This window comes from Paludisphaera borealis (assembly GCF_001956985.1).
Lineage (GTDB): Bacteria > Planctomycetota > Planctomycetia > Isosphaerales > Isosphaeraceae > Paludisphaera > Paludisphaera borealis.
Genome location: NZ_CP019082.1, coordinates 4,997,952 through 5,023,313 on the forward strand (window position 1 = coordinate 4,997,952; position 25,362 = coordinate 5,023,313).

The following is a 25,362-nucleotide window of genomic DNA, read 5'->3' on the forward strand; positions in this document are numbered from 1 at the left end:
TAGGTATGTATCGATGGCCAGCGCCGCCCGGCGCGGCCGGCTCACGACTCAAGCTTCGGAGGGTGCCATGCGGAAGGCGTTCACTCTGATCGAGCTCCTGGTCGTCATCGCCATCATTGGAGTACTGATCGCCCTCCTGACGCCCGCCGTGCAATCGGCCCGCGCGGCGGCCCGACGGACCCATTGCATCAACAATCTCAAGCAGCTCGGTCTGGCGGCGGCGAGCTATCTCGGCGCTCACACCGTCTATCCCATGAGCGCCGTGGCGGGCGCCGGGCACGGGGTGAACCAGAGCTGCTTCGCGCTTTTGCTCCCCGAACTCGAGCAGCGGCAGATGTACAACTCGTACAACTTCCTGGTGGAGAACTACGCCCTCGTCAACAGCACGGTGGTCGGGACGAAGCTCTCGACGTTGCTCTGCCAGCAGAATCCCCTGGCGACCGATCTGAATCCGTCGGAGCTGGTCGTCAAATCGGACGGGACGAACTATCCGGCCGGGTCGGCGTTCGCCCGCAGCCATTACGCGGCCAATTGGGGAGGCAGCCGGACGATTCTCGGCAAGGATTTCGACCAGGCCAAGTCGTCGTACCGCGGGGTGATGGTGACCGTCCGGGTCATGACGCTGCGGGGGCCGACCACCTGCCTGCGCGCCCAGGACGTCCGCGACGGCATGTCGAACACGATCCTGTTCGGCGAGAAGCGCGACAGCCAGGGCTGGAACGTCGGCGGCTACGCCGGCAGCGAATTCGACGTCGCACCGTCGCCCTTGTCGGCCGACTCGCCCAGCAACCGGATGATCGTCACCGGATCGTACCACCCCGGCCAGGTCAACTTCGCCTTCTGCGACGGCTCGGTCAAGCCGATCCGCGACACCATCGACCGCCTCACCTGGTACGCCCTGATCACCCGAGACGGCCACGAGATCATCAAGAACGACTCGTACTGACGTCGCCGCCCGAAGTCGCTCTCCCCGCCTCGCCTCGTCTCAGGAGCAAGCGCGGTGGAAGACCGACGGCTCGACCGAGTTGATGGCGAAGAGTCGGTTGTGGAGCATCTGTTCGAAGATTTCGAGGTCGCCGAGGAACGTGTTGGCCGGCTGGCCGTCGCCGTTGGTGCTGACATGGTCGGGGTAGGACTGGAGCAAGGCCAGGCGGTCGGGCAGAGGGGGGTGGGCCGGGTCGCGGCCTCCGGTATTGGTGGTGAGGATGCGCATCCGCATGGCCGAGCGAATCTCGGCGGGCAGGCGGAACCAGAAGATGCGGAAGAACGCGTAGAGGTTGGTCTCGGCCGAGACCGGGTCGTAGTATTCGAGAACCTCGCGAAACAGCGGCTGAACCATCGCGACCTTGACCAGGGCCGAGGCCGCCGCGCCGCCGCCGGCGATCAGGGCCGCCAGGCGGTCGGCCCGCGCTTCCTGTCCCCAGGCGACGGGCTCGATCAGCCAAGAGGCCTCGTGCAGACAGTACCGCGCCCAGGCGCCGAGGGGGCCGTACAGGCGGTCGGCCCGATGCTCGACGGCCAGTTCGAGGCCTTGCACGAACCGGGCCAGCCGCGCTGCGCGGGTGGCGTCTCCGCAGGCCAGGTGCGCCAGCTCGTGGGCGAGGATCGCGCGCAGCTCGGCCTGCGTGAGAACGCGGAGTAACGGTAGACCGATCAAGAGAGCCTGCGACCGCCGCCAGGCGACCACGCCGCAGCACGGCAAGTACGTCAGCCGCACCTGGCCGGGAGGCTTGACCCCAAGCCGCCGCGACACCACGTCGATCGCCGCGAACAGCAAGGGGGCGTCCACCCGCGCGAGCACCGGCCCCAGGTCGGCGTCGGGGTCGTTCGTCTCGCTCCGGAACCAGACGCCCCCGAGGGTCTCGACGACGTCGGCCCAGCTCTCGACCTCGTTGCGGAGCCAGCCGCCGAGCACCGGCACGAAGCCGCCGAGGAGTAAAAAGACGATCGCGCCGACGAGGTTGACCGACCAGAACAGCTTTTCGAGGATCCACAACACCAGCGCCCGCCACACAAGCTTGAGCGAGCCGACGGGCGAGGGGGCGAGGGGCGGCGCCAGGTGCGACGGCCCGGGTTTTCGGGACGGCTCGGGCCGCACGCGCTCGACCCGGAAGACGCCGCGGCAGAGCGGGCACGTGAACCGCGAGGGCTCGTCCGCATCCACGACCGAATCGACCGGCTCCAGACCCGCCGCGCAGTCGGGACACTGCAATTCCCGCGAGACTCCCGCCTGAGCACGACCCATCGCCGGTCTCCGCGTACCCAACGGTTCATCCCCGGCCCGAATCGTTGTGAGGTCGAGCCTTCGAACCGTCACTGTATCTCCGATCGATTTCGGAGTTCAAGTGGCGACGCCCTGGCGACCGCGAGAACGAGGCTCGACGGCGACCTGAAATCGGACTCGATGCGAAAAAGAACGGGCGAGCCGTCCAGCCCGCCCGTCGCGTCGTCGACGCCGATCCTTCCCCGATGGGCGACGGCCTTGACGCTCGCCGCCCGCCGGGATCAGATCCAAGGATTCAGGACTTGGGCGCGTCGACGGCGTCCTTGGCCTTGTCCGCGGCGCTCTCGACGGCGTCCTTGGCTTTGTCGGCGGCGCTCTTGGCACCTTCCTCGACCTTGTCGGCGCCGGATTTCACGGCGTCGCTGGTCTTGCCCTTGAGCTCGTTGAGCTTCTCGCCGGCCTTCTCCTTGAGGTCCTTGAACTTGTCGCCGACCTTGTGCTCGACGTCCTTGATCTTCTCGCCGGCCTTTTCGACGGCGTTGCCGACCGTGGGGGCGACGTCGCTGATCTTCTCTCCAGCCTTGCCGATGACCTTGCCAGTCGCCTCGCCGGCCTTGTCGAGAGCATGGCCGGTGGCCGCGGCCGCGCCTTCGAGCTTGCCCCCCTCGCCGGCTTCCTTGACCTTGTCGCCCAGCTTGTGGCTGGCGCTTTCGACCTTGTCGCCGGCCTTCTGAAGGCCCTTGCCGGTCGAGTCCACGCCCGACTCAACCTGATCGCCGCTGCATCCCCAGGCGGCCAGGGCCATGGGCAAGGCAAGAAGTGACGCCAACCGTACATGCCGTTTCATAGACTGTGCTCCTGCTCCTGCTGAATCCCAGTTCACGCCGTTCCGCACCCGCTCGACGACAAGCCGCCGCGCGAAGGTTACGGAGAGTGTTCGCTTCTCACTGTATATTATAAGGGCTGCAAGGTGCGATTCGGTACGTCGCGCCGGCGATTCTTTTTAAGGGAAATCCCGTGAGGGGATTGACCTTGTGAGACAGTTGTCTTAGGATACGGTCTGTCAGCGCGGCCGAGAGCGCTTTTTGAATACCGCCTTGTCATTGAAAAGGCGTTGAGTTCGCTGCCGCGCAGGCACCTCCAGCTCGAACCCTTCTCGCCATTAGAGACGACTTCCGATGGCTAAACGCCCCCCCACCATACCCGACTCCGAACTCGACGTTCTCAAAGTCCTTTGGGAACGCGGCCAGGCCACGGTTCGCGAATCCTTGGAGACCCTCCGCGCGGCGGGCCGACAGTGGTCGTACGCCACCGTGGCGACCCTGCTCGACCGCCTCGAAACCAAGGGATTGGTTGATAGCGACCGTTCCGAACTCGCCTTCGTCTATCGCCCGACGATCAGCTCTCAGGAAGTCCGCCAGCGGCGCGTCAGCAGCTTGGTCGACAAGCTCTACCAGGGTGAGCCGGGGCTGCTCGTGCTTCATCTCCTCAAGTCGCACCCGCTCGACGCCAACCAGGCGATGGAAGTCCGCGACGTTCTCGATCAGATGTCCGCCGGCAAGCCTAAGAAGAAGAACGGCTGACCAGTCCGATCGGTCGCCGACCGACCTCCCCGTATCGACGGCCCAACGCTCTTTATTCGAGGACCGAAGCCCAATGGCCGTGACCGTCCTGGTCTGCCGTTGCGGCAAGCGGATCAGCGCCCACGGCGCGACGCCCGGGCGCGTCGGTAAATGTCCGGCGTGCGGGGCCGTTCTGCAGATTCCTCACGGTTCCGCCTCCACCCCGGAGCCCGAGCCGACCGTCCCTCGATCGGCCGACGCGCCCACGCCTTCCTCGGCGAGCCCGCTCGTCTATCACGTGATGGATGCGCCGGTCACGCGCACGCCGGATCGCGGCGTTCCACCCGATAACCAGTCGCGAAGCGCCGACGTCAAGCGCCGCAAGAACAAGAAGCCGGTCGGCCTGATCGAGCGGCTTGAGGAGTGGGAAGGGCTTGTTCGCCGGCCCGAGCCGTCGGAATCGGGCTTCTGGAACGGCCTCCTGTATCCGTTCTGGGACGCGAATGGGTTGGCCTTTCTCGTGATCTTCCCGATAATGTGGTGGTTGATCGCGCTGCCGACGTTCGAGTACCTGAGCGCCGTGGTCGGCGGCGAGACGGGGGCGATCGGTCCGCCGGTCAAGTTCCTGATCCCGTCGCTGATGGGTCTGATCATCGTCTCCGGCTACACCCTCGCGTATCTGAACCAAGTTTTCCTGTCGAGCGCGACGGGAGACGTACGACACCCGCGCTGGCCGGACCTGGATCTCTGGGAGCTCGTACGGACCGTCATCCGATGGGCCTGGGTTTTGCTGGCGGGGTTCTTGGTGGGTGGAGTGCCCGCCTGGATGTTGCTGAGTTCTTGCGAGGAGCCGCAAACCTTGGACTGGATCGCCTTCGGAGCCATGCTGGCGGCCGGCGCGTTCTACGCGCAGGTGTCGTTCGTGGCCTTGCTCCTGTTCGACGACCTGCTCGCGGCCAATCCGGTCACGGTCGGCCTGGCGGTCTGGCGGACGGGTCTGAGCTTCTTGCGCCCCTTCGCGTTCACGGTGGTCGCCGCGACGTTGGTCGGCGGGTTTCTCGTGATGATCCTGCACATCTCGAATCCGTTCCTGGCGATCGGGTCGTGGCTGATCTTCTGGGGCGTCGCGTTTTACGCAGCCCTGACGGCGATGCACCTGCTGGGACTCGAATATCATCGCAACGCACGCGCGCTGGACTGGTTTCGCGGGAGCGGTCGTTCCCCTTCTTGATGGACGCTTGACGGGCAAGGGCTGACCATGTCGCGACCAAAGCGTTGGTATGATCCGGGAGCCGGCGATTCGCTGCTTCTGGTGCAACATTCGAAGGACGACCACGAGTCGTACGCATCGCTGCGCTGGAAGCACCCCCGGACGAGCCCCGGGCTGCTCGAGTGCCTGTTGTATCCGCTCTCGGACGGCCCCGGGCTGGGGCTGATGGTGCTCTTTCCGCCGGTGCTCTGGCTGCTGTCGCTGCCGGTGTTCGACTTCATCGCCGTGCTTGAGCCGATGACCAAGAGCGACTGGGCGCTCGGGCTGGTGGTGGTGCCGGTGTTCATCCCGCTGCTGTTCAGCTTCGGGACGGTCGTCAGCTACCTGTTGATTTTCCTTGGGCGCATCCTGGTGGCCAGTGCGATGGGCGAGAACGACCATCCGCACTGGCCCGAGCTGTCGCCCGAGGACATTTCCGAGGGGATCGCCCGCTGGATCTGGGCGTTCTTGATGGGCACGGTCGTCGGCGGGCTGCCGGCGGTGGTGTTCTGGAACTACTTCGGCGCGATCGACTGGCCGACCCTCTCGGTGTTCGGCCTACTGCTGTTTTTAGGCGTCGGGTTCACGCAGATGGCCCTCGCCGCCTCGTTGATGCATGAAACGATCACCGCGGCCAACCCCGTCACGGTCGTCGCCGCGGTCCGTCGCATCGGCTGGGCGTACCTCCTGCCGTGCGCGGCAACCACCGTCGCCGTGCTGCTGACATGCCTCAGCGTTTACAGCCTGCTGTTTCGAATGCCCAAGATGTGGATGGAAGCCGTGGCTCTCTGGGCGTTCTGGGTGTTCTTCCTGTACACCGGAATGGTCCTCTTGCGGATGCTCGGCCTGACCTACCACGCCCACGCGATGGACCTCTACTGGTTCCGTCGCCGCCCTCGATGGGCCACCGGCGGCCGTCCGGGCCGGATCTACGCGAATTCCTGAGTGTCCTCGACGTTCGTCGGGTCGGCCGTCGTGGGGGACGCGGGCGCAAGCGATCAGACGCGCGTTCTCAGCGGGTCAGGCCCAACAGGACGATGGCGATGGTGAAGTAGAGCACCAGTCCCGTGGCGTCGACCAGGGTCGTGATGAACGGGGCGGAGATCACGGCGGGGTCGATCTTGAAGCGGCGGGCGGTGAGCGGCACGATCGCTCCGATCGTGTTGGCCCAAACGCAAATGCCGAAAAGCGAGAGCCCGAGGACGCTGGACACGCCCCATGGCTGACCGCGCCACAGATGGGCGTAGGCGATTCCGATCGTCCCCAGGATGAGGCCCAGGCAGACGCCCGTGAGCAATTCTCGCAGCAGGACGCGCCCCGATTTGTGCAACTTGATCTCGCCGAGCGCCAGCCCTCGGATCACCGTGCTGACGGTCTGGCTGCCCGCGTTGCCCCCCGTGCCGATCAAGAGAGGAACGAACAATGCGAGGTCGGGGTATCGTTTCGGCTCGGTGACCCATTGAAAGTATTCGAGCACGGGAAAGGTGAAGTTCTCGGCCAGGAACAAGAGCAACAGCCACTTGATGCGGCGGCGGACCACCGAGAGGACGCTGCTCTGCCAGTAGGGCGCGGTATCCGCTTCGGGGTCGGGGGAGACGCCGCCGAACTTGAGGATGTCCTCGGTCTGCTCCTGGCGGAGGATGTCCATGGCGTCGTCATGGGTGACGATGCCGACCAGCCGGTCGTCGGCGTCGATGATCGGCAGGGCCAGGAGGTCGTACTTGTCGATCTGGCGGGCGACCGATTCCTGATCCTCGTCGACCCGGCCGAAGATCACGTCGCGCTGCATGATCTCTTCGATCACCGCCGACCGCCGCGCCAGGATCAACCGCTTCAGCGAGACGAATCCGATCAGCCGCCGGTTGTGGTCGACGACGTAGGTGTAATAGATCGTCTCGCGGTCGGGCGCCTCGTGCCGGAGCTTTTCAAGGGCCTCGCGGACCGTGATGTGCGGGGGCAGGGTGACGTAGTCGGTCGTCATCACCGCGCCGGCGGTGCTGGGCTCGTAGCTGGTCAGTCTGCGGATGTCGTCGCGCTCGGCCTGGGCCAGGTTCGGCAGGACCTCGTCGACGAAATCCTCGTCGAGTCGATTGACCAGGGCCGCGCGCTCGTCGTGCGACATCAGGCGGAGCAGCTCGGCAGCGGCCTGCGGCGGCATCGCCTCGACCAGCCGGTTCTGCTTGTCGATGTCGAGGTAGCTGAGGACTTCGGCTCGGTCTCGGGCCTCGAGGACGCCGAAAAAGGCGTCGCCGTCGTGGTCGTCGAGATCCTCGATCAGCTCCGCCACGCGCCCGGGGTGCTGGTCGGAGATGAAATCGCGGAGCGCGTGGACTTCACCCCCCTGGATCAGTTCGCGGAGGTCGGGCACCAGCAGCGGATTTCGCATAAGACCCCCTCCGTTTCACCCGCACCCGCGAGACGCGACGGCATGAGTACAATACTCCGTTGGTTCCAAACTTCGGCGTTTCTGGATCGCGACTCGACCGCGATCAGCCGATGACGTCCTTGCCGATCCAGGGGCGAAGCGCCTCGGGGACGTCGATCCGGCCGTCGGCGCGCTGGTAGTTCTCGATCACCGCGATCAAGGCCCGGCTGACGGCGACGGCCGTGCCGTTGAGCGTGTGCACGAACCGCGTCCCCTTCTGCCCGGTCGGCCGATACCGGATGTTGAGCCTTCGGGCCTGGTAATCGGTGCAATCCGACGTGCTGGTGACCTCGCCGTATTCGCCATGCTCGCCGCGTCCCGGCATCCAGGCTTCGAGGTCGAACTTGCGGTACGCCGGCCCCCCCAGGTCGCCGGTGGCGATGTCGAGCACGACGTACGGAATCCCGAGCGTCTGGAAGATCTCCTCTTCGATCGCCAGCATCTCCTTATGGATGTCGTCCGACTGCTCCGGGGTCGAGAACGCGAACATCTCGACCTTGGTGAACTGGTGGACCCGGTAGAGCCCCCGGCTCGCCCGGCCGGCGGCACCCGCCTCGGTCCGGAAACAGTGCGACAGACCGACGTACTTGATCGGCAGCGCCGACTCGTCGAGCAGCTCGTCGGCGAGCATGCCCCCGAGCGTGATCTCCGCGGTGCCGACCAGGCTGAGGTCGCTATCCTCGATCGAATAGACCTGGGTCTCCTCGCCGCGAGGCGTGAAGCCGACTCCCTCCAGGATACTATTACGGGCGAGGTCGGGTGTGGTGATGGGCGTGAATCCGCGATCGATCAATTTTCGGAGCGCGAACTGCTGGAGCGCCAGGTCGAGCAGCACGGCGTCGTTCTTGAGGTAGTAGAACCCGGCGCCGGCGACCTTGCCGCCGGTCTCGAAGTCGATCAGGTCGAGGCTCTTGCCCAGCTCGACGTGGTCCTTGACCGGGAAGTCGAAGGCGCGCGGGGCGCCGACCTTGCGGATTTCGACGCTGTCGTCCTCGGTCTGGCCGACCGGGGCGCTGGGATGGGTCAGGTTGGGGATGCGCCGCAGCCGCTGCTTGATCTCGTCGTCGAGCCGGCGGAGCTGCTCCTCCTGGTCGACGACGTCGGTCTTGAGCCGCTTGCCGACCTCGATCAGCTCGGACCGCCGCGCGGGGTCTTTCTCCTTGCCGGTCGACTGGGCCACCTCGTTCTGGCGGCGGCGGACGTCCTCGACGGCGGAGAGTACCTGCTTGCGGTCGGCTTCAAGATCGGCGATCCGGTCGATGTCGTCGAGCACGTCGGCCGGGACGTTGCGGTTGCGGCAGTTCTGTCGGACCGCGTCGATGTTGGCGATGACGTATTTCAGGTCGAGCATGGCGGTTTCCTTGAACGAGCCCCGGCGGCCTTTTGGGCCGGGGAACGACCGGGGCTCACGGTGCGTCGCCTCGTGGGCGGGTCGGAATCGAAGATCGGGTCGTCTTGGGTCGTGCCGAGATGCGCGGCGTCGGGCCGACGGATCACGACGGCCGGGCCAGCTCCTCAAGGAGGTACGCGCTGGACTTGATCCCTCGATGGAAGTCGGCCAGCGAGAACTTCTCGTTGGGGCCGTGCAGGTTGTCGTCGTTCTGCCCCCATCCCAGGAGCAGCGTGTCGATGTTCAGGTTGCGCTTGAGCAGGCCGACGACCGGGATCGAGCCCCCTTCGCGGATGAATACGGGCTTGACCCCGAAGCCCTGCTCGATGGCCCGGGCGGCGGCGTGGACGCCTGGACTGTCGACGTTCACCAGGACCGCCGGCGCGCCCTGCGAGACGTTCAGCTCGACCGTCACGCCTGGCGGCTTGACCGCTTCAAGATGCTTGCGGAGCAGGGCCTCGACCGTCTTGGGGTCCTGATCGGGGACGAGCCGGAAGCTGAACTTCGCGCCCGCCTTGCAGGGGAGGACCGTCTTGGGCCCGGCCCCCGCGTAGCCTCCCCAGATGCCGTTGACGTCGCAGGTGGGCCGGGCCCACTTGCGTTCAAGAGTCGTGTAGCCGGCCTCGCCGACGAGTTCGCCGACATTCAGGTCGGCCTGGAATTCGGCCTCCGAGAACGGCAGCTTCTTGAACTCAGCGCGTTCCCAGTCTTCGAGCGGCTTGACGGCGTCGTAAAATCCAGGGATGGCGATCTTGCCGTCGGGACCTTTCAGGCTGGCGAGGATCGTCGCCAGCGCGTTGAGCGGATTGGCCACCGCGCCGCCGTAGGTTCCCGAGTGCAGGTCGCGATTCGCCCCCTGGACGTGGATCTCGAAGTAGGCCAGGCCCTTCAGGCCGTAGGTGATCGCCGGCATGCCGGGCGCGAACTGGCTGCTGTCGGAGATCACGGCGTAGTCGCAGGCGAGCTTCGCGTGGTTCTCGGCGACGTAGGTCTCCAGGTTGGCCCCGCCGATCTCTTCTTCGCCCTCGATCAGGAACTTGACGTTCACCGGCAGCGAGCCCTCGGCCTTGAGCCAGGCTTCGACGGCCTTCAGGTGGGTGAACATTTGCCCCTTATCGTCGGTGGCCCCGCGCGCATAGAGGTTGCCGTCGCGAACGGTCGGTTCGAACGGCGGCGAGTTCCAGGGTTCGAGCGGCTCGGGAGGCTGAACGTCGTAATGGCCGTAGATCAGGACCGTCGGCTTCCCCTTGGCCCCCAGCCATTCGGCGTAGACGATCGGGTGTCGCTTGGTCGGGATGATCTGGGCGTTCAGGCCCATGGCGGCGAGGTCGTCGTGGACGAACTGGGCGGCGAGCCGGGTGTCGGCGTCGTGGTCCGGCTGGGCGCTGACGCTGGGTATCCGGATAAGTTCCTTGAGCTGTTCCTCGAAATCACCGCGATGTGCTTCCAGATATGCGTCGATCCGATCCCGACCCATGAACGACCACCTTTCCCGATCCTCACGCCGCGCCGCGCGGCTGAGCCGAGGTTGAACCGTCGCGCCCGCATGCATCTCGCTGGGCGAAACGTCCAGTATAACACCCCCCTTACGACGGAGCGACGCCTCTATCGTCGCTCGCCGGAAACGGCTTCGGTGAACCTTCTCAACGGTCGTCACACCCCAGGCGGCCGGGCCGTTATCTCCGGCAAGGGGACGCTGACCGGGAGGGGTCGCGAGTGCAAGTTGTCTCGCGTCACCACAACGCGTAGTTTTGAAGCGCCGGACTTGTATCAGCACCGGCAAGGATTACAAAATGATTCCTCCCTTCTTGTACGGTTGACTTCTCTCCGGCAGAGCCCATATTTTCCAAAACTTGACTCAAGTTTCTGTGGAAAGAGGCCGGGCGACGGTTTTCCGAAGCCGATTCATGAGGGTGGTATCGAAATTGCAGTAGCAACCCGCACGGCTGAAGGAATTGGGGTTGGCGGAGCGGTCAGGGAGGATTTGAGGAGTTGTCGGCGTGGGTCGATTGTAGCCCGAGAGGCGTTTCAGTAAGAGCGGCGGCTTGGGCGAAAAACGCGTGTCACGCATGGTATATTGAACTAGTGCGGCGAGTGAAGCGTTGCCAATGGAAAGGCGACCGTCCCCGGGGTGGGTTTCGGCTCCCTTTGGGCGCGGTGTCAAGCGGATTCCTGGGATGGTTTGGCTCGGGCCTTGAAACCCGAGACCGCTTGGCGCGGCAGCCGAGGACGTTCAGCGAAACATTCCCTTTGTTCGATGCGGTATAGGAGGGGTCCTTTCCAATGAGCTTTATCCAGCGCTTCCTTGAGCGTGTGCTTCGTAACAATCCTACTCGCATGCCCCGCACCAGTTTCGACGACTTGAGCCAGGAACAGCTTGACGCCCATCTCCGCGTCGGACGCTACGGAAGCTTCTCACTGACCGAGGCCGTGCGGCCGTCGATCGGTCTCGACGTCATCCCTCGCGAGGGTTACCGTCGCGACGTTTACTGCGACCCCGAGTCCGGCAACAAAATGCCGGTGCTCGCCGCCTCGGTGTCGGCCGACCGCCTGTTCGACGTCTTCATGGACCTGCTCGACCCGCTCGGCGAGGTGGTCGACGTCGTCATGGAGTCAAGCCACGACTCCGAGCCCGGCTCACACTCCGACATGTACCGCGAGCACATGGACACGGTCATTCTCAAGAGCACGCTTTACGACTACGAGTCGCTCTTGATGAACGACGGCTGCACCGGCCTCGCCGCCCTCAACCCGGGCGGGCCGATGGAAGTCCAGTTCGACGAGCACAAGCTCCTCTTCGTCTACGCCCACGACCTCGATCCGTTCGAGGAGATCCTCAAGCAGTACGGCCTCCGTCGCGACGACACGCTCAAGTTCATCTCCGAGGCCGAGCACCTGCACTCGACCGACGACGAGCACCGCGACGAGTTCGACGAGCTGCTCTACCGGCTGGGAATCGACGACCACTGAACCTGAGTCCGCACGCTGGGCGCCGAGGATCGACTCCCCCTTATCGCACGGGGCGACGCATCATTTTGATGCCGCCCCGTTCTTTTTTGCGCGTCGCTCTATCGTCCTCGGCGTTTGACCCGGGGAGCCGGCGTCACGTACCATGAATTCCACGTCGCGCCGGCCTGCCGTCGGGAAGTTCGGCCGGGGGCGGTCGCCTGGAACGTGGAGACTTGGAATGCGGTTGCGGGGTGCATGGAGCGTCTGTGATTGCGGCCGGTCGGCCTGGGCGTGGTGGGTGTTGGTCGCCTTGACGGTCGGCCAGTTCGCCGGCTGTTCGACGCCGGAGGCCGAGAAACCGGTCGGTCCCCCGACCTTCCCGGGGGTGAAGCTGAACCTCGGCGTCGTCGGCGATCCGGCCATCCTGGCGGGCGTCACGGCCGCCCGCGGCGAGTGGGCGGCCTCGCGCCAGGCCGAGTTGACGATCGCCTTGGACCCGATCCGCGACCTCGCGACCATCGGCGACGTCGACCTGATCGTCTTCCCCGGTCAGGCGTTCGGCGAACTCGTTGATCGCGAACTCCTGGACAAGATCCCCAACGCCGTCGTGCTCCCTCCCGCGCCGAAAACCGACCCATCGAGGCCCAACGCCCGCAACGAGTCGACCGACGAGACGCCCGAGGACACGTTCAAGAACGACGACCTGGCACCGGTCTTCCGCGATCAGATCGCCAAGTACGGGACCGAACGGTATGCGCTACCCCTGGGCGGGACCGTCCTGGTGCTGGCCTATCGCCGCGACGCCTTCACCTCGGCGGCCAACCAGAAAGCGGCGAGGGAGCAAGGGCTGACGCTCGAAGCCCCCAAGACCTGGGCTCAGCTCGACGTCTTGGCGCGGTTCTTTCAGGGGCGCGACTGGAACGGCGACGGCAAGCCCGACTTCGGCCTGGCCGCCCCCCTGGGCACCGACGCCGAAGGGGTCGCCGACGCCACGTTCCTGGCCCGGGCGGCCGGTCTGGGCCAGCACCGCGACCAGTACTCGTTCCTGTTCGACGCCGACGATATGACTCCGCGAGTCGACTCGCCGCCATTCGTCGAGGCGCTCGGTGCCGTCGCCTCGTGGAAGACCCTAGGGCCGCCGGGGGCCGAATCGTTCGACGCGGCCGCCGCCCGCAAGGCATTCCGCGAGGGCAAGGCGGCTCTCCTTATCGACCGGGCCGAGCGGGCCGGCGACTGGGCGAACGCGGAGGGCAAGCCGATCGGCGTCGCGGCGCTGCCGGGCTCGGAGCGGGTGTATGAGCCACTTCGCAAGGTCTGGGAGACCGCCGAATCCCTCAACAAGCCGGCCTATCTGCCGGTCGGCGGCGGCTGGCTGATCGGCGTGCGCGGCGGGCTGGAAACCGCCAAGAAGGCCGCCGCGCTCGACCTGGTCCGCTACCTGGCGGGGCCCGACGTCTCCACCCGGCTCCGCGCCGAGCGCGACTTCCCGATGGCGCCGGTCCGATCGAGCCAGATGGGGCAGGGGCCGCCCGACCCGACCTCCGCCCCGGACGTCGACGCCCGGCTCTGGTCCGACGCGGTCAGCCAGAGCCTGATGGCCCTGCGGGTGCTTCCCGGGCTCCGCATTCCCCAGGCGGAAGGCTATCTCGACGACCTATCGAAAGGCCGGGCCACGGCCCTCGGCGGCAAAGCGCCCGAGGCGGCCCTCCACGAAGTCGCGGCGGCCTGGTCGGCCCGAACTCAGGCGCTCGGTCCGAAGCGCCAGCTCTGGCACTACCGTCGCAGCCTCAACACCCTGGCGACCCTCCCCCAGCCGCCGGACCGGGGCAAGTGACGATGCGGTCGGGCGCGTGAATCCCATGAGCGAACGAGAAGCCGCCGACGACCCGGGCCCGAACCTCGCGACCGACCGCGACGTTCGGGAGCTGATGGGCATGTTCGACGCCCCCGCGTTCGCGCGCCGGGGGCAAGACATGGAGTACGCCCTGAGCGGTCTGCACAACCGCTGCCGCCTGCAACGCGCCGGGATGCTCGACATGGTCCACGTCCGCCTCCGCCAGTGGTCGCGCGCGGCCGTCGGCCCCGACGACGGGAACGACGCCTTCCGCGCCTCGATCGACGTCCTCTGGACCCTGAGCCAGGCCGACCCGCCGCAATGGGCCGCATCCGCCGCGCCGACGCGTCAGCGGCGGACGATCGCCCGCGACCTCGTCGCCAGCGTCCAACGCTTCAACGACCGCTGGCTGCGGCAGGTCGCCAAGCACGACCTCCAGCCGCTCAACGCGATGATCGAGCAGTACAATATTTATTATGTCATCGAGAAAGAATGCGTCATGAGTTCGGCGCGGTTGGCCTCGCGGTTCTTCGAGCCCGTCGCCCCGTTGTCGATCGCCTCGATCCTCGCCGATCACCCTCTGCTCCCTGTTCCCGAGCTGGCCGGCGGGTGAAACTGGGACGCGTCGACAACGTCCCCGGTCCGCCTTACTTCCCGAAACCCGAGCGAGACGGTCCCCATGATTCACGATCGCGACGAACGAGCCTGGAACCCACGCCTCGGAGCGAGCCTCCTGGGCGCCGCCCTGTTGACGGCTTTGTGCGCGGCGCCAGTCTGGGCGCAGGTCGCCCCCCCGGAGGCTTCCAGGAAGGCCGAAGCTTCGAAGGTGGTGCAGGCCCTTTCGGGGATCGAATTCTCGGTCGACTACCCGGCGAAGGTAGCCGAGGGCAAGTCGATCTCCGCGCGGGTCTATGTGATGCTCGGGCGGCAGGGATCGAAAGTCGACCCGAGGACCGGGCCGAACTGGTTCCGCCCCGAGCCGTTCTTCGCTCGCGACGTCAAGGACTGGAAGCCCGGCGATTCGGTTCACATCGACGCCGAATCGGACGGCTTCCCCGCGCCTCTCAGCCAGCTTGAAGCCGGCGCCTACCGCGCTCAGGCCGTCGTGCGGCTCAATCCCGATACGGCCGAGATCGGCACGGGCGAAGGGAACCTGTTCGGGCCGATCGTCGAGTTCACGTCACCGGCGAAAGCCTCCGATTCGATCAAGTTGACTGTCGACCAGATCGTGCCGCCGAAGCCTTTTCAGGAGACCGACCGGATCAAACTAGCGGAGTGCCCCAGCCCGATCCTCTCGGCCTTTTTCGGCCGGCCGATCAAGCATCAGGCCGCGGTGATACTTCCCAAGGCTCCGACCACGGGCAAGCTGCCGACGGTGTACACGATCACCGGCTTCGGCGGCGACCACCACTCGGCTCCCCGATATCTACAATCGCCCGGGATGAACTTCGCCAACGACATGGTCCGCATCGTGCTCAACGCCGATTGCGGGACCGGCCACCACGTCTTCGCCGACAGCGCCAACAACGGTCCGCGCGGTAAAGCGCTGATCGAGGAGTTCATTCCGTACCTAGAAAAGACCTTCCCGCTGATCGCCGACCCCCGCGCGCGGCTGCTCAACGGCCACTCGTCGGGCGGCTGGAGCAGCCTCTGGCTCCAGGTGACGTATCCCGACACGTTTGGCGGCGTGTGGTCGACCAGCCCCGACCCGGTCGATTTCCGCGACTTTCAGCGGATCGACCTCTATCGATCCGGCGAGAACGCTTTCCGCGACCCGCAAGGCGAGCGCCGGCCCGTCGCCCGGATGGGGACGAAGCCGTTCCTGTTCTACGACAGCTTCTCGAAGATGGAAGCCGTGATGGGTTACGGCGGCCAGCTCGGCTCGTTCGAGGCCGTTTTCAGCCCTAAGGCCGTCGACGGCCAGCCGCGCAAGCTCTGGGATCGCAAGACCGGCGTGATCGACCCCGAGACGGCCAAGACCTGGGAAGCCTACGACATCCGGCTCGTCCTCGAACGCAACTGGCCGACCCTCAAGCCCAAGCTCGCCGGCAAGCTCCACGTCATCACCGGCTCGCTCGACACCTTCTACCTCGACGGCGCCGTCAAGCTCCTCAAGGAGTCGCAGGCGAAGCTCGGCAGCGACGCCGACATCGAGATCATCCCCGACAAGGACCACAGCAACATCCTCAACGCCGACCTCGCCGAGCGGATCGATCAAGGCATGAAAGCCGCCGTCGCGCCGCTGCTCAAGGATCGTTGATCGCTTATGTGTTCGTTGGCATGACGGAGTTTCACGCGTGACCGATTCCGATTCGACTGGGCCGAAGACCTCGGCGTTCCCGATCGCCGGGGTGATCTTCGACATGGACGGCGTTCTGCTCGAATCGGAGCCGTTCATCGCGGCGGCGGCGGTGAAAATGTTCGCCGAGAAGGGCGTCACGGTCATCCCGGAAGAGTTCCGGCCGTTCATCGGCACGGGCGAAGACCGGTTCCTCGGCGGTGTGGCCGAAGCGCGGGGCGTGACGCTCGACATGCCCCGCGACAAGGTGCGGACGTACGCGATCTACCTCGACCTGATCGCCGGCCGACTCGAAGCGTTGCCCGGCGTCGAGCGGTTCCTGACCGAGTGCCGCCGCCGGGGCCTGAAGACGGCCGTCGCGTCGAGCGCCGACCGGATGAAGGTCGAGGGGAACCTCAAGGAGATCCACCTGCCGGCGTCGAGCTTCCAGGCCATCGTCGTCGGCGAGGATGTGATCAACAAGAAACCAGCCCCCGACATCTTCCTCGAAGCCGCCCGCCGCCTGGGCCTCGACCCGCGCGCCTGCTTGGTGGTCGAAGACGCCGTCTCGGGCGTCGCCGCCGCTCGGGCCGCTGGCGCGCGGTGCCTGGGCCTGACGACCTCATTCGCCGCCGAATTCCTCATGGCCGCCGGCGCCGACTGGACGGCCGCGAATCTGGAGGCTGCGCCGTTCGACGTGCTCGACTAAATCAGAACCAGCCGCGTATTTGAGACCTCGGCGCTACTCGGCGTCGCGTCGTCCGCCCTGCGTCCGACATGAGCCGACCGGGGCGGCGCGCTGCCTGGCGTAGACGTTGAAGATGCCGAAGCCGCTGCTCCACTCTTCCTGGTCGGCGACGACCTCGAAGCCATGCTGATCGAGACGCTTGAGGATGCGCTGCAATCGGCCGTCGATGTCGTGAACCTCCAGCACAACCTGCTTGATCTTGCCCCAGTCCGCTTCGCTCACTCCTTCCAGCACTTCCCACTCGCTGTTCTCGACGTCGATCTTGAGCAAGTCGATCGACTCGACACTATGCAGGTTTATGATGTGACTTATTGTTTGTAGTTGGCATTGGACCGTCTCTTCCCCCGAGAAAAAATAGAAGTCGAGCATCTTCGCGAGGACCGATCGAGGCCATTCGCCGACTCGTCGTCCGATATCTCCGGCTTGCTGGGGACGTCTTCTCGCGACGAAGTCGTTGCGGGCGGCCCGCAGCTTTGGAATGTGGCCAGGAGAGCAGGTGGCCAGGGCGGAGGCCCGGGGATACCGGGTGAAGGTCGCCTCACCGGCGTGGTCGGAGAGGCCCATGTTGAAGAGTTTGGCCTTGTCGGCGAAGCGATTGGTGTTCAGCCGTAGCAGGTCGAAGGTCTCGGGGATGGGTTCGAAGGCGTAGAGGGTGAAGTCCCGCACGACCTGCGCGAGGAACACGTCGAACATCCCGATGTTCGCCCCCACGTCGAAGACTGTCGCACCTTCGCCGAGCTCGATGCCACGTCGGAGGTAACAATTCTGCACGAAGATCTCGTGATACAAGAACCTGGCATCGATCCTGTTGGGTGCATAGATGCTCAGGCCGTTGGGCAGGCGAACTTTCATCTCGATCCTCCTCCTATTCGTGACGCAGGGCGTCGATGGGATTGAGCAGAGCGGCCTTGACGGCGGGGAGCAGGCCGAAGACCGTTCCCGTACCGGCCGAGATCCCGAATCCCAGGGCGACCGCCCACCACGGCACGACCACGTCGACCATCTTCGGGTGCTGGCTCGCCAGGGCGCAGAGGCAGAATCCGAGCGCGACTCCGATGCCTCCGCCGAGGATGCTCAGCGTCACGGCCTCGGCCAGGAACTGCGCCAGGATGTCGCGCCGGCCCGCCCCGACGGCTTTTCGCAAACCGATCTCTCGGGTCCGCTCCGTGACGCTGACGAGCATCATGTTCATGATCCCGATGCCGCTGACGAGCAACGAAATGCCGACGATCCCAGCCAGCATCGCGGTGGCCGCCAGGCTGATGGCGTTGAACGCCTCGAGGATCTCGTCCTGGGTCCTGATGCTGAAGTCGTTCGGCTGGTGCGCCTCCAGGCCGTGGCGTCGTCGGAGGAGGTTGGTGATCTGGGCCCGGGCCTCGGGCACCTGATCCTCGGAGGTCGCCGTCGCCACGAAGGCCAATTTCCGCCGTTGCGAGGGGTACATCTTCAACGCCATCGTGTAGGGGACCAGGACGAGATCGTCCTGACTCGTGCCGATGAGCGCCCCTTTCTCCTTCAGGATGCCGATGACCTGGAACCGGCGGCCGTCCAGCAGGAGCGACTGCCCGACCAATTCCTCGTCGACGCTGAGCTTGCGCAGGACCTCGTGGCCGACGAGGCAGACCTGGTGCGACTGTTCGATGTCGACCACGGCGAACGGCCGCCCGGTCTCGACCTCGAACTTCCGGATCGCGTGATACTCGACCGACACCCCTTCCAGAGGCGCATTCACCTCGTCCCTGCCGTACCGGACGGAGACCGCGCTTTGCCGGGTGTTGGGCGAGACCAGGCGCAGGGCCTCGCACCGTTCTTTGACGCTCTCGACGTCGCGGATGTCGAGTTCGGCGCGCCCGAGCGTCCGCCCCGCCTCGCCGGCCGGACGCTCGGGCGCGACCCAGACCGCGTTGGTGCCCCACCCTTTCAGGAACTCGGCCACGTAGCGGGAGAATCCCAGGACCACGCTGACCACGGTGATCGTGGACGCGACGGCGATGACCATCCCGACCATTGTCAGCAGCGATCTCGACTTGCTGGCCCAGAGCTGTTCCATGGCGATCGGGAAGTTCTTGAACATAAACATGATGGTTCTTCTATGGTTGAAGACTGAATACGTGGGCTCGGGGGCGTTCGAGCGCCGGGCCGACGTTCGCCGCATCGAACTCGACCCGGCCGTCGCGGACCCGCACCACGCGACGGCAGCGCGCGGCGACGTCGGGCTCGTGGGTCACGATCACGATCGTCTGCCCCTGGGCGTGCAGGGCGGTGAAGAGCCGGAGGATCTGGTCGCCGGTCTGGGTGTCGAGGTTCCCTGTGGGCTCGTCCGCGAGGAGGATCGACGGGCGGTGGACGAGAGCCCGTGCTATCGCGACGCGCTGGCGCTGGCCGCCCGACAACTGCGCTGGCCGGTGCTCCATCCTATCGCCCAGACCGACCCGCCTGAGGGCCTCGACGGCCCGCTCGCGACGATCCCTGGCGCCGGCATAGATCAACGGAAGCTCGACGTTGCGCAGGGCGGATTGGCGGGGCAACAGTTCGAAGGTCTGGAAGACGAACCCGATCCGATCGCCCCGGACCCGTGCGAGTTGCGACTGCGAGAGCCTGGCGACGTCGTGGCCTTCCAGCCAGTAGCGTCCCGAGTTGGGCGTGTCGAGACACCCCAGGATGTTCATGAGAGTCGACTTGCCCGACCCCGAAGGGCCCATGATCGCGATCAGCTCGTTCGGGGCGATGCGCAGGTCGACCCCCCGGAGGGCTCGGACGGTCTCCTCGCCCATCCGGTATTCCTTGGTAATCTGTTCGAGGTGGATGACCGGCTCGGGAGAGGGCGTCATAACGAGTCCTCGGCGTCGCTCACAACGTGCACGGATTGACCGTCCGTGAGCTGGTCGAGGGCGCGGAAGGGCGCGACGACGACCTGCTCTCCGGCTGTTACGCCCGCGAGGATCTCCACGCGGAATTCGTCAGTGAGCCCCAGCTCGACAGGCCGGGCGCGAGCCACTCCTCCCTCGACCACGAAGGCGACCTTGACGTAGCGCGATTCCGCGTCGCGCGCCCTCTCGCCCGGCGAACGAGTGTTCCGCTCGGCCCAGGCGCGCACGGCGGGCGTGTTGGGGAGATCCTTGCGCCTGCGATGCACCACGGCGTGGGAGGGGACCCCCAGCGCATCGGCCGTTCGGCTCACCTCGATCTCGACCGTGGCCGACATGCCGGCGCGTAGGGAAGGGGGAGGGTGGTCGACCCGGACTTGGGTCTCGAAGCCGACCGACTCGCCAGACTTCCTTCCCTTCGCGGTGATCTTCTCGACGACCCCCTCGAACGCGGTGCGCCCGTCGGACTGGAGGTAGACGTGCGACGCCTGGCCAGGTTGCACCAAGGGGATGTCGGATTCCTCGACGTCGGCGCTCACCCGCATGCGAGTCGGATCGGTGATCGTCATCATGATGGTCCCCGGCAGGTTCATCGTTCCTGCGATCACCACCTCGCCGACCCGGACCGACAGACCGGCCACGACCCCGTCGATGGGGGCCCGGATCTCGGTGCGTTTCACTTCCTCAAGACTGATCGTCTTCAGGGCCTCGCTCTCAAGCAACTCGCGCCGGCTCATCTGGAGCGCGGCCTCGGCTTTGTGAACGTGCGTCCGGGCGTCGGCCAACTCCGTCGGCGTCGAATATCCCCTGCCGGCGAGCCGCCCGTGCTGAGCCTCGTCGCGGTTGGCCTTCGCCAGGTCGTCCTCGGCCTGAGTGATCGCCGCGCGGAGCCGATCGAATCGGGCCTGGGAGGAGAGAAGCCGAGCGTTGGAGTCGGTGTCGTCGAGCTTCACGAGCACGTCGCTCGCCTTGACGACGTCGCCTTCCTTGACGTTGACCGCGACGACCCGCCCCAGCATCTGGGAGCCGATTTTCACCTCTTCGACCGGCTCGACGACCCCGGGCGCGGTGATCTTGCGGGCGATCCGGCCTCGCGACGGCGACTCGACCCGCACCTCGATCGGTGGTTCCTTGACGACCCGCCAGTCGACCACGATCGATCCGGGATCACGGTGGATCTTGGCGATAGTCACGGCGGCTATGAGGGAGCCGACCAATCCAAGCCATGCTATGAACCGAAGCATTCGCTCCTCCCGAGCGTCGATCCCGCCCTAGAAACGACCGGGCATCAATATGAGACGCATTGCTGCACCGGTGATGAGTGTCAATCCAATTCGAATCGCCGCTTCGACCGCCGCCACGACCGAGCAGGCCGCGGTTGCGGTCGCGAGATTGGCCTGACCTCGGCGCCAGCCGCCGAGGATCAAGGAGGACCAGCCGAGGAGCGCGAAGGCGTCGGCCTGACGCCAGGCGACCCAGGGCGCGGCTCGGTACGTCCCCGAGGGGAGCAACAACGCCATCGAGGCGTCGACTTCGGATGTCCGGAGGGCGAACACCAGCGTCGTCTGCAGTGCCAGGCCCAGCACCCAGTAGCCCTGTACGGCGGCGCATTCGTCCAGGGCGAGGCGGAATCCGATCGGGCGGCCGGCCAAGGCGGCCAGGGCGCTCAGGAGAGTCGCCACCACGAGGGCCCTGACGGCCGGCGCCAACGGTTCGACGACGAAGTCGCCGATCAGGGCCAGGATCGTCCAGAATCTCAGCGTGGCGCGCTGGTCCCGGATCGCCTTATGGATCTGATTGTCGGCCATCTCGCCGACGGTGCGCGACTCGGCGCGAGCGACCCCCTGCTCCACGGCCTGTTGCAACGCCAAGGTTTTCACCCCCGAGAGCCAGAGCGCTCCCTGGAGGTCGATGATGAGGACCGCCCACAGGACGAGCATCGGTCCGACTCGCTTCATGGACCGGGCGGATCGACGGGACTCGAGGCCGCCGACCGTTCGGGGCCGTTCGGTCGGCTCGAAGAACGACTCGGAGTCGCAAGCCGCTCCGGTCTCACGGACGGATTCCCCCGACGATCCGCCGAGACCGATCGTCAGGTCAGGGACGGCCACCTGTAGGCTGTTCCGGTCCGGCACGCCGACTGCCGAGGCGGCGTGAGTTTCCACCCCGACCGATAAGTCGGCGACGGCAACGGCCCCAGGATTCGGCTCGCCGTTTCGGAGTTCGGCCATGGCCTCACGTCGATCCCTAAACGATGGCACGACTTGATCTCCGAAGTCCGGCGGTCGCTCGTCCAGCACACTTGATCCGGCCTTCAACCGACGTCCGCGCCGAGGGGCGGGGTCGCCCCGGTCATCGCGTCCTCTCCGGGGCGACGCGCGGCCTCGCTCGGTCCTGAGAGGCGCCTTCCTCACGAGTCAGGTCGTCGCCCGGCAGGACTCCGGTGAGGCTCAGGTCGATCCGCCTGGCGAGCCTGGCGATCAGGATGTTCAGGGGGCTGGCGGGGGGGGCCGCCGGGCTGCTTTCCCGGAGTCGCGTCAACCTTTGCTGAACTTCGTTCAATCGCGCCTTGGCGGTGGCGAGGTCTTTCCCGGCCGCCGCGGTCCGGCTCTGATCCAGGAGGTCCAGCAGCCCGGCTCTCTCCATCGCCCGCGCCTTGTCGGCGAGGATGAAGTCGATCAGTTCCGTCCGGATTCGCTCGAACGTGGCCGGAGGGCCGAGATCCGGGATCATCTTGATATTCGAAGGAGGGGACAATTTCCCCTTCCGGTCCTCGGCCTGCACGTAATAGGCGTACGCCCCCTTCTTGACGATGTTGCGATCATCGAAGAGCGGTTTTGTGGCGGTCCCGATCTCCACGTAAGGCCCGGGGACCGAGAAGACGCCCGGCGCTTCGCCCGGTCGCAACGGATCCTCTTGGCCTTCGGCCTCGGCTCCAATGCCCAGCAGGAAGCCGAGATCGGTTTTCCGATAGGTCGAGCGGAAGACATGGTACAGGGCGGCTTCCGGCTGAGGGCTCCAGGAGACGAGGGCGTTCTTGCCGTGACTCTCCACTTCCAGTCCTTCGGGAAGCAGAGGAGAGTGAGGCACGCCGTCGCCCCCGCTGAGCTGGTTGGTCGACGGTGCGGGCTGCGATCCTCCCGTCGCCACGGTTCCGGGGGTCGCCTGCTGCGGAGCCGAACGCGAGGACCTTCGTCGTCTGATCGGCTCGGGCGACATTACTTCCGCCGCCGCAGCGCCGCTCATCGCAACGGCTGCGCTCGCCGCAGTTGACGCGACCGAACCGCCCAGCCAAACTTCCGTGCCCTGGACGTAGTTGACGGTCCCGACGAACAGGCCGACCGGTGTCGAAGCGAACGTCCTGAGGCCGAAGTTGTACATGTCGCCCAGGCCGTTGCGGGTGATCGGCGACCAGGCGACGCCGTTCGGGCTCGCGAAGATGTCGAACCCGAACTCGGAGCGGAAGAAGGGCGCCAACGGTGTGAACCGCAGCGCCCAACTGTCGTCGTTCGTCCCCGCGTAAAGCACCCCCTGGTGCTCTTCCAGCCGCCAGATGTGCGCGTTGAACGGGTTGCCGAAACCATCGCCCAGGCCGCTGAGCGGGAACACGAGCCCGTTGGACGTCAGTCGGATGTTTCCGGAGATGAGCTCCCAGGAGTCATTGGGGTTGATTCGAATCAGCTCGGAAGAGGGGAGCAGCGTCGAATACCAACCGGCGCTCCCCACGTAGAGCCTGCCCTGGAAGGGATACATGCTGACGACCGACGTCATGATCGGCCCGCGGCCCGCCCCGCCGGTCACGACCGGGGTTATCGTGTAGGGTAAATTCCCCGAGGCGTTCGTCTTCCACACGGAATAGCCGGTCGATTGATCGCCCGCACCAAAATACAGCGAGTTGTTGAAGACGGACATCTCATAAACTTGAAGCTGCGACGGAGTGACCTGGCGGAAGCTGTTGTTCCCCAGTCGAGGATTCGACGACTCCAGGACGGAGCCGTTTCCAGTCAGTCCGAGGCTGGCCGAGACGTACAGTCGATTGTTGTAGACGGCCGTGGCGCGAAACGTAACGGCCTTCGTGTCGCCCATGAATGTCCCGGGGTCCTGGGGGATCGCCTCGAAGACCTCGCCGGGCTGCCCTGTGACGGGGTCGTTGGCGATCGTCATGCGGAGAATCCGCGGCGGCGGCATTCCTGGAGTGAATTCTCGGGCCGTGCAGCCGACGATGTAGAGAGCCTCGGTCCCATCCGCCTCTTGATAGACGACCATGTCGCGATACCCGATGTCGCGAGCCACGGTCGTGCCGGGCACGAAATCCGACTGGTAGATCCTCGTCCATTGCCCGTTGCTCGGAGAGAACCGCCAGATCTCCGCCCGCAGGTCGAGGTCCGCGGGATTCGAGGGGCAGGGGACGTCGGGCTCCGCGAAGATCGCCTGGAGCGGAATGACGATCGGGTAGTAAAAGGCGATCGTCGCGTTTTCAACGCACTGGAAATCCCGGTTCGTTCCGATGTACAGGTTTCCATTGAACCATTTCATCGACCAGGAGTAGCTGTTGTGGCGATCTCCGAACCCGGGGAGACTGATCTGCTTGAATCCCGACTGGGCGATCTGACCAGGACTGGCCCGGGTAAGCAGGAGCAGCGCGACGGCCGCGAGACCCCAGATCCGACGAGATGGAAATGACCGATATGAGCCGATCGGACGGGAAAGAAGTGGCATCGCAAACTCCTCGGGTCGCCTAGTCCTGCCGCGATCCGCGGCCGACTCGCTCTGCTGGGACGAAACGCGAAGCGCTCGTACTCCACCGTGGAGTACGATTCAACGAACAGGGCCTCCATCGCCCCGACGATCGGAGGTATGGGCCGTCAGAGTCTCGGGGTCGCTCGGACGCGCGTGGCGGCGTCGATCGATCGAGCCGACCGCGACCGGCGAGGCCGCGGAATGGAAATCCCTCGACGCCGACGCGTCGGGGCGCTCCCTGCCGGCGAAAACCATGTAGACGTTGCTTGACTCGAACAGCCACTCCTGCCCGACCTCGATCCGCGCGAATCCGGCGTCTTCGAGCATCCGGCGCACGCCCTCGACGCGATCGTCGATGTCGTGGACCTCGACCGCCAAGGCCTCGATTTTGGGCCAATCGGCCGGGACGACGCCGCCGAGCACTTTCAGTTCCGCCCCCTCGACGTCGACCTTTAGGAAATCGACCCGGGTAATCGACTCCTCGGCGATGATCTGGGAAAGCGTCTTCAACCTGCACGGTGCCGGCACGACTTTCGACTCGACCCTTCGGATGAGCCAGTCGAGGGCCTGGCTTGCGATCGGCCGTGGCAACCGCTTCAGCCATCGGGGGGTGATCGACTGGAAGTCAGCCGGCGGGTCGGGCCTCAGCAAGGATTGGACGAGTTGTCGACGATCCGTCAGGCCGCCCGGTTCGAGGGATGAGAGAGCGGAGGCGAGTGGACGGTCGTAGAAGACCGCCTCACCGGGATGGTCGGAAAGGGCGCAGCGCAGGGGCCTGGCCGGTGACGTCGGGAAGTGTTCGCGAAGATTGCGCTCGAGGTCCGCGTAGGCGAGCGGCCCGGGTTCGAGAGCGATCAGGTTGACGTCGCCCCCGCACCGCTGGAGCACCTCCAGCGAGAACAGTCCGATGTTCGCTCCGACGTCGACGACCGTCATGCCGGGAACGAAGGCGACTCCGTAATGGAAATAATCGAGGATCAGTTGATAGAGTCGCACGGTATTGGGCGTCGCCCCGTGCGCCGCCAGGCCGTTGGGCAGCATGGTCTTCGGAGACTTGCGTTGCATCGCGATCGACTCCTCTCGTCCTCGGGGTGAA

21 protein-coding genes are annotated in these 25,362 nt (G+C 65.8%); 9 read left to right on the forward strand and 12 right to left on the reverse strand.

Annotation, left to right across the window (positions count from 1 at the left end; genetic code table 11):
* Positions 1-67: 67 nt before the first annotated feature.
* A complete protein-coding gene (locus BSF38_RS19275; RefSeq protein ID WP_076348348.1) occupies positions 68-946 on the forward strand; it encodes a DUF1559 domain-containing protein in 879 nt (292 codons plus the stop codon).
* Positions 947-985: 39 nt separating this feature from the next.
* Here BSF38_RS19275 and BSF38_RS19280 read toward each other — a convergent pair whose 3' ends face one another.
* Both BSF38_RS19280 and BSF38_RS30030 read right to left on the reverse strand, forming a co-directional pair.
* The gene (locus BSF38_RS19280; RefSeq protein WP_076348350.1) at positions 986-2,245 is read right to left on the reverse strand and encodes a M48 family metallopeptidase; all 1,260 of its coding nucleotides are present in this window, start codon (positions 2,243-2,245) and stop codon (positions 986-988) included.
* A gap of 274 nt (positions 2,246-2,519) precedes the next feature.
* Positions 2,520-3,071 carry a hypothetical protein gene (locus BSF38_RS30030; RefSeq protein ID WP_145952234.1) on the reverse strand — a complete coding sequence of 184 codons (552 nt, stop codon included), beginning with the start codon at positions 3,069-3,071 and terminating at the stop codon, positions 2,520-2,522.
* 331 nt (positions 3,072-3,402) lie between these two features.
* On the opposite strand from BSF38_RS30030, the gene BSF38_RS19290 reads away from it, so the two are divergent.
* The 3 genes from BSF38_RS19290 to BSF38_RS19300 all read left to right on the forward strand — a co-directional run bounded on the left by BSF38_RS19290 (position 3,403) and on the right by BSF38_RS19300 (position 5,980).
* The gene (locus BSF38_RS19290) at positions 3,403-3,807 is read left to right on the forward strand and encodes a BlaI/MecI/CopY family transcriptional regulator (RefSeq protein ID WP_076348352.1); all 405 of its coding nucleotides are present in this window, start codon (positions 3,403-3,405) and stop codon (positions 3,805-3,807) included.
* Positions 3,808-3,880: 73 nt separating this feature from the next.
* On the forward strand, positions 3,881-5,017 hold the full coding sequence (locus BSF38_RS19295) for a hypothetical protein (RefSeq protein ID WP_076348354.1): 1,137 nt from the start codon (positions 3,881-3,883) through the stop codon (positions 5,015-5,017).
* Positions 5,018-5,044: 27 nt separating this feature from the next.
* Entirely contained in the window at positions 5,045-5,980 is a 936-nt protein-coding gene (locus BSF38_RS19300; protein WP_076348356.1) for a hypothetical protein, read from the forward strand.
* A 67-nt stretch (positions 5,981-6,047) separates the two neighbouring features.
* On the opposite strand, the gene mgtE is transcribed toward BSF38_RS19300, so the two are convergent.
* From mgtE to BSF38_RS19315, 3 genes are all read right to left on the reverse strand, one after another.
* Positions 6,048-7,421: a magnesium transporter gene (mgtE, locus tag BSF38_RS19305; RefSeq protein ID WP_076348358.1), complete on the reverse strand. Its 1,374-nt coding sequence runs from the start codon at positions 7,419-7,421 to the stop codon at positions 6,048-6,050.
* Positions 7,422-7,524: 103 nt separating this feature from the next.
* Positions 7,525-8,811, reverse strand: coding sequence for a serine--tRNA ligase (gene serS, locus BSF38_RS19310; RefSeq protein WP_076348360.1), 1,287 nt, complete (start codon positions 8,809-8,811; stop codon positions 7,525-7,527).
* A gap of 142 nt (positions 8,812-8,953) precedes the next feature.
* A complete protein-coding gene (locus BSF38_RS19315) occupies positions 8,954-10,327 on the reverse strand; it encodes a dipeptidase (RefSeq protein WP_076348362.1) in 1,374 nt (457 codons plus the stop codon).
* A gap of 806 nt (positions 10,328-11,133) precedes the next feature.
* Between BSF38_RS19315 and BSF38_RS19320 the strand changes: the two genes are divergently transcribed.
* The 5 genes from BSF38_RS19320 to BSF38_RS19340 all read left to right on the forward strand — a co-directional run bounded on the left by BSF38_RS19320 (position 11,134) and on the right by BSF38_RS19340 (position 16,620).
* Complete coding sequence (locus tag BSF38_RS19320) at positions 11,134-11,820, forward strand: hypothetical protein (protein WP_076348364.1); 687 nt, start codon at positions 11,134-11,136, stop codon at positions 11,818-11,820.
* A gap of 217 nt (positions 11,821-12,037) precedes the next feature.
* On the forward strand, positions 12,038-13,633 hold the full coding sequence (locus BSF38_RS19325; protein ID WP_076348366.1) for an extracellular solute-binding protein: 1,596 nt from the start codon (positions 12,038-12,040) through the stop codon (positions 13,631-13,633).
* Positions 13,634-13,658: 25 nt separating this feature from the next.
* Positions 13,659-14,246 carry a hypothetical protein gene (locus BSF38_RS19330; RefSeq protein ID WP_076348368.1) on the forward strand — a complete coding sequence of 196 codons (588 nt, stop codon included), beginning with the start codon at positions 13,659-13,661 and terminating at the stop codon, positions 14,244-14,246.
* A 66-nt stretch (positions 14,247-14,312) separates the two neighbouring features.
* Positions 14,313-15,893: an alpha/beta hydrolase-fold protein gene (locus BSF38_RS19335; protein ID WP_076348370.1), complete on the forward strand. Its 1,581-nt coding sequence runs from the start codon at positions 14,313-14,315 to the stop codon at positions 15,891-15,893.
* A 37-nt stretch (positions 15,894-15,930) separates the two neighbouring features.
* Complete coding sequence (locus BSF38_RS19340) at positions 15,931-16,620, forward strand: HAD-IA family hydrolase (protein ID WP_210405623.1); 690 nt, start codon at positions 15,931-15,933, stop codon at positions 16,618-16,620.
* A gap of 33 nt (positions 16,621-16,653) precedes the next feature.
* Here the strand turns inward: BSF38_RS19340 and BSF38_RS19345 are convergent, their stop codons facing one another.
* The 7 genes from BSF38_RS19345 to BSF38_RS19375 form a co-directional block, all read right to left on the reverse strand.
* Complete coding sequence (locus BSF38_RS19345) at positions 16,654-17,511, reverse strand: FkbM family methyltransferase (protein WP_076348372.1); 858 nt, start codon at positions 17,509-17,511, stop codon at positions 16,654-16,656.
* 13 nt (positions 17,512-17,524) lie between these two features.
* On the reverse strand, positions 17,525-18,739 hold the full coding sequence (locus BSF38_RS19350; RefSeq protein ID WP_237170525.1) for an ABC transporter permease: 1,215 nt from the start codon (positions 18,737-18,739) through the stop codon (positions 17,525-17,527).
* 10 nt (positions 18,740-18,749) lie between these two features.
* On the reverse strand, positions 18,750-19,490 hold the full coding sequence (locus BSF38_RS19355) for an ABC transporter ATP-binding protein (RefSeq protein ID WP_076348376.1): 741 nt from the start codon (positions 19,488-19,490) through the stop codon (positions 18,750-18,752).
* Positions 19,487-20,770, reverse strand: a complete 1,284-nt coding sequence (locus tag BSF38_RS19360; RefSeq protein WP_083713085.1) for an efflux RND transporter periplasmic adaptor subunit — start codon at positions 20,768-20,770, stop codon at positions 19,487-19,489. Before BSF38_RS19360 ends, BSF38_RS19355 begins: the two co-directional genes overlap by 4 nt.
* Before the next feature lie 27 nt (positions 20,771-20,797).
* Positions 20,798-21,466, reverse strand: a complete 669-nt coding sequence (locus tag BSF38_RS19365) for a hypothetical protein (RefSeq protein ID WP_237170526.1) — start codon at positions 21,464-21,466, stop codon at positions 20,798-20,800.
* 412 nt (positions 21,467-21,878) lie between these two features.
* Positions 21,879-24,245: a hypothetical protein gene (locus tag BSF38_RS19370; RefSeq protein WP_076348380.1), complete on the reverse strand. Its 2,367-nt coding sequence runs from the start codon at positions 24,243-24,245 to the stop codon at positions 21,879-21,881.
* 99 nt (positions 24,246-24,344) lie between these two features.
* Positions 24,345-25,331, reverse strand: a complete 987-nt coding sequence (locus BSF38_RS19375) for an FkbM family methyltransferase (protein ID WP_076348382.1) — start codon at positions 25,329-25,331, stop codon at positions 24,345-24,347.
* Positions 25,332-25,362: the final 31 nt, after the last annotated feature.

What these genes read in the sequence shown, in the direction of transcription:
- BSF38_RS19275 (WP_076348348.1), top strand. Translation starts at nt 68, where the DNA reads ATGCGGAAGGCGTTCACTCTGATCGAGCTCCTGGTCGTCATCGCCATC.
- BSF38_RS19280 (WP_076348350.1), bottom strand. Translation starts at nt 2,245, where the DNA reads ATGGGTCGTGCTCAGGCGGGAGTCTCGCGGGAATTGCAGTGTCCCGAC.
- BSF38_RS30030 (WP_145952234.1), bottom strand. Translation starts at nt 3,071, where the DNA reads ATGAAACGGCATGTACGGTTGGCGTCACTTCTTGCCTTGCCCATGGCC.
- BSF38_RS19290 (WP_076348352.1), top strand. Translation starts at nt 3,403, where the DNA reads ATGGCTAAACGCCCCCCCACCATACCCGACTCCGAACTCGACGTTCTC.
- BSF38_RS19295 (WP_076348354.1), top strand. Translation starts at nt 3,881, where the DNA reads ATGGCCGTGACCGTCCTGGTCTGCCGTTGCGGCAAGCGGATCAGCGCC.
- BSF38_RS19300 (WP_076348356.1), top strand. Translation starts at nt 5,045, where the DNA reads ATGTCGCGACCAAAGCGTTGGTATGATCCGGGAGCCGGCGATTCGCTG.
- mgtE (WP_076348358.1), bottom strand. Translation starts at nt 7,421, where the DNA reads ATGCGAAATCCGCTGCTGGTGCCCGACCTCCGCGAACTGATCCAGGGG.
- serS (WP_076348360.1), bottom strand. Translation starts at nt 8,811, where the DNA reads ATGCTCGACCTGAAATACGTCATCGCCAACATCGACGCGGTCCGACAG.
- BSF38_RS19315 (WP_076348362.1), bottom strand. Translation starts at nt 10,327, where the DNA reads ATGGGTCGGGATCGGATCGACGCATATCTGGAAGCACATCGCGGTGAT.
- BSF38_RS19320 (WP_076348364.1), top strand. Translation starts at nt 11,134, where the DNA reads ATGAGCTTTATCCAGCGCTTCCTTGAGCGTGTGCTTCGTAACAATCCT.
- BSF38_RS19325 (WP_076348366.1), top strand. Translation starts at nt 12,038, where the DNA reads ATGCGGTTGCGGGGTGCATGGAGCGTCTGTGATTGCGGCCGGTCGGCC.
- BSF38_RS19330 (WP_076348368.1), top strand. Translation starts at nt 13,659, where the DNA reads ATGAGCGAACGAGAAGCCGCCGACGACCCGGGCCCGAACCTCGCGACC.
- BSF38_RS19335 (WP_076348370.1), top strand. Translation starts at nt 14,313, where the DNA reads ATGATTCACGATCGCGACGAACGAGCCTGGAACCCACGCCTCGGAGCG.
- BSF38_RS19345 (WP_076348372.1), bottom strand. Translation starts at nt 17,511, where the DNA reads ATGAAAGTTCGCCTGCCCAACGGCCTGAGCATCTATGCACCCAACAGG.
- BSF38_RS19350 (WP_237170525.1), bottom strand. Translation starts at nt 18,739, where the DNA reads ATGTTTATGTTCAAGAACTTCCCGATCGCCATGGAACAGCTCTGGGCC.
- BSF38_RS19355 (WP_076348376.1), bottom strand. Translation starts at nt 19,490, where the DNA reads ATGACGCCCTCTCCCGAGCCGGTCATCCACCTCGAACAGATTACCAAG.
- BSF38_RS19360 (WP_083713085.1), bottom strand. Translation starts at nt 20,770, where the DNA reads ATGCTTCGGTTCATAGCATGGCTTGGATTGGTCGGCTCCCTCATAGCC.
- BSF38_RS19365 (WP_237170526.1), bottom strand. Translation starts at nt 21,466, where the DNA reads ATGCTCGTCCTGTGGGCGGTCCTCATCATCGACCTCCAGGGAGCGCTC.
- BSF38_RS19370 (WP_076348380.1), bottom strand. Translation starts at nt 24,245, where the DNA reads ATGCCACTTCTTTCCCGTCCGATCGGCTCATATCGGTCATTTCCATCT.
- BSF38_RS19375 (WP_076348382.1), bottom strand. Translation starts at nt 25,331, where the DNA reads ATGCAACGCAAGTCTCCGAAGACCATGCTGCCCAACGGCCTGGCGGCG.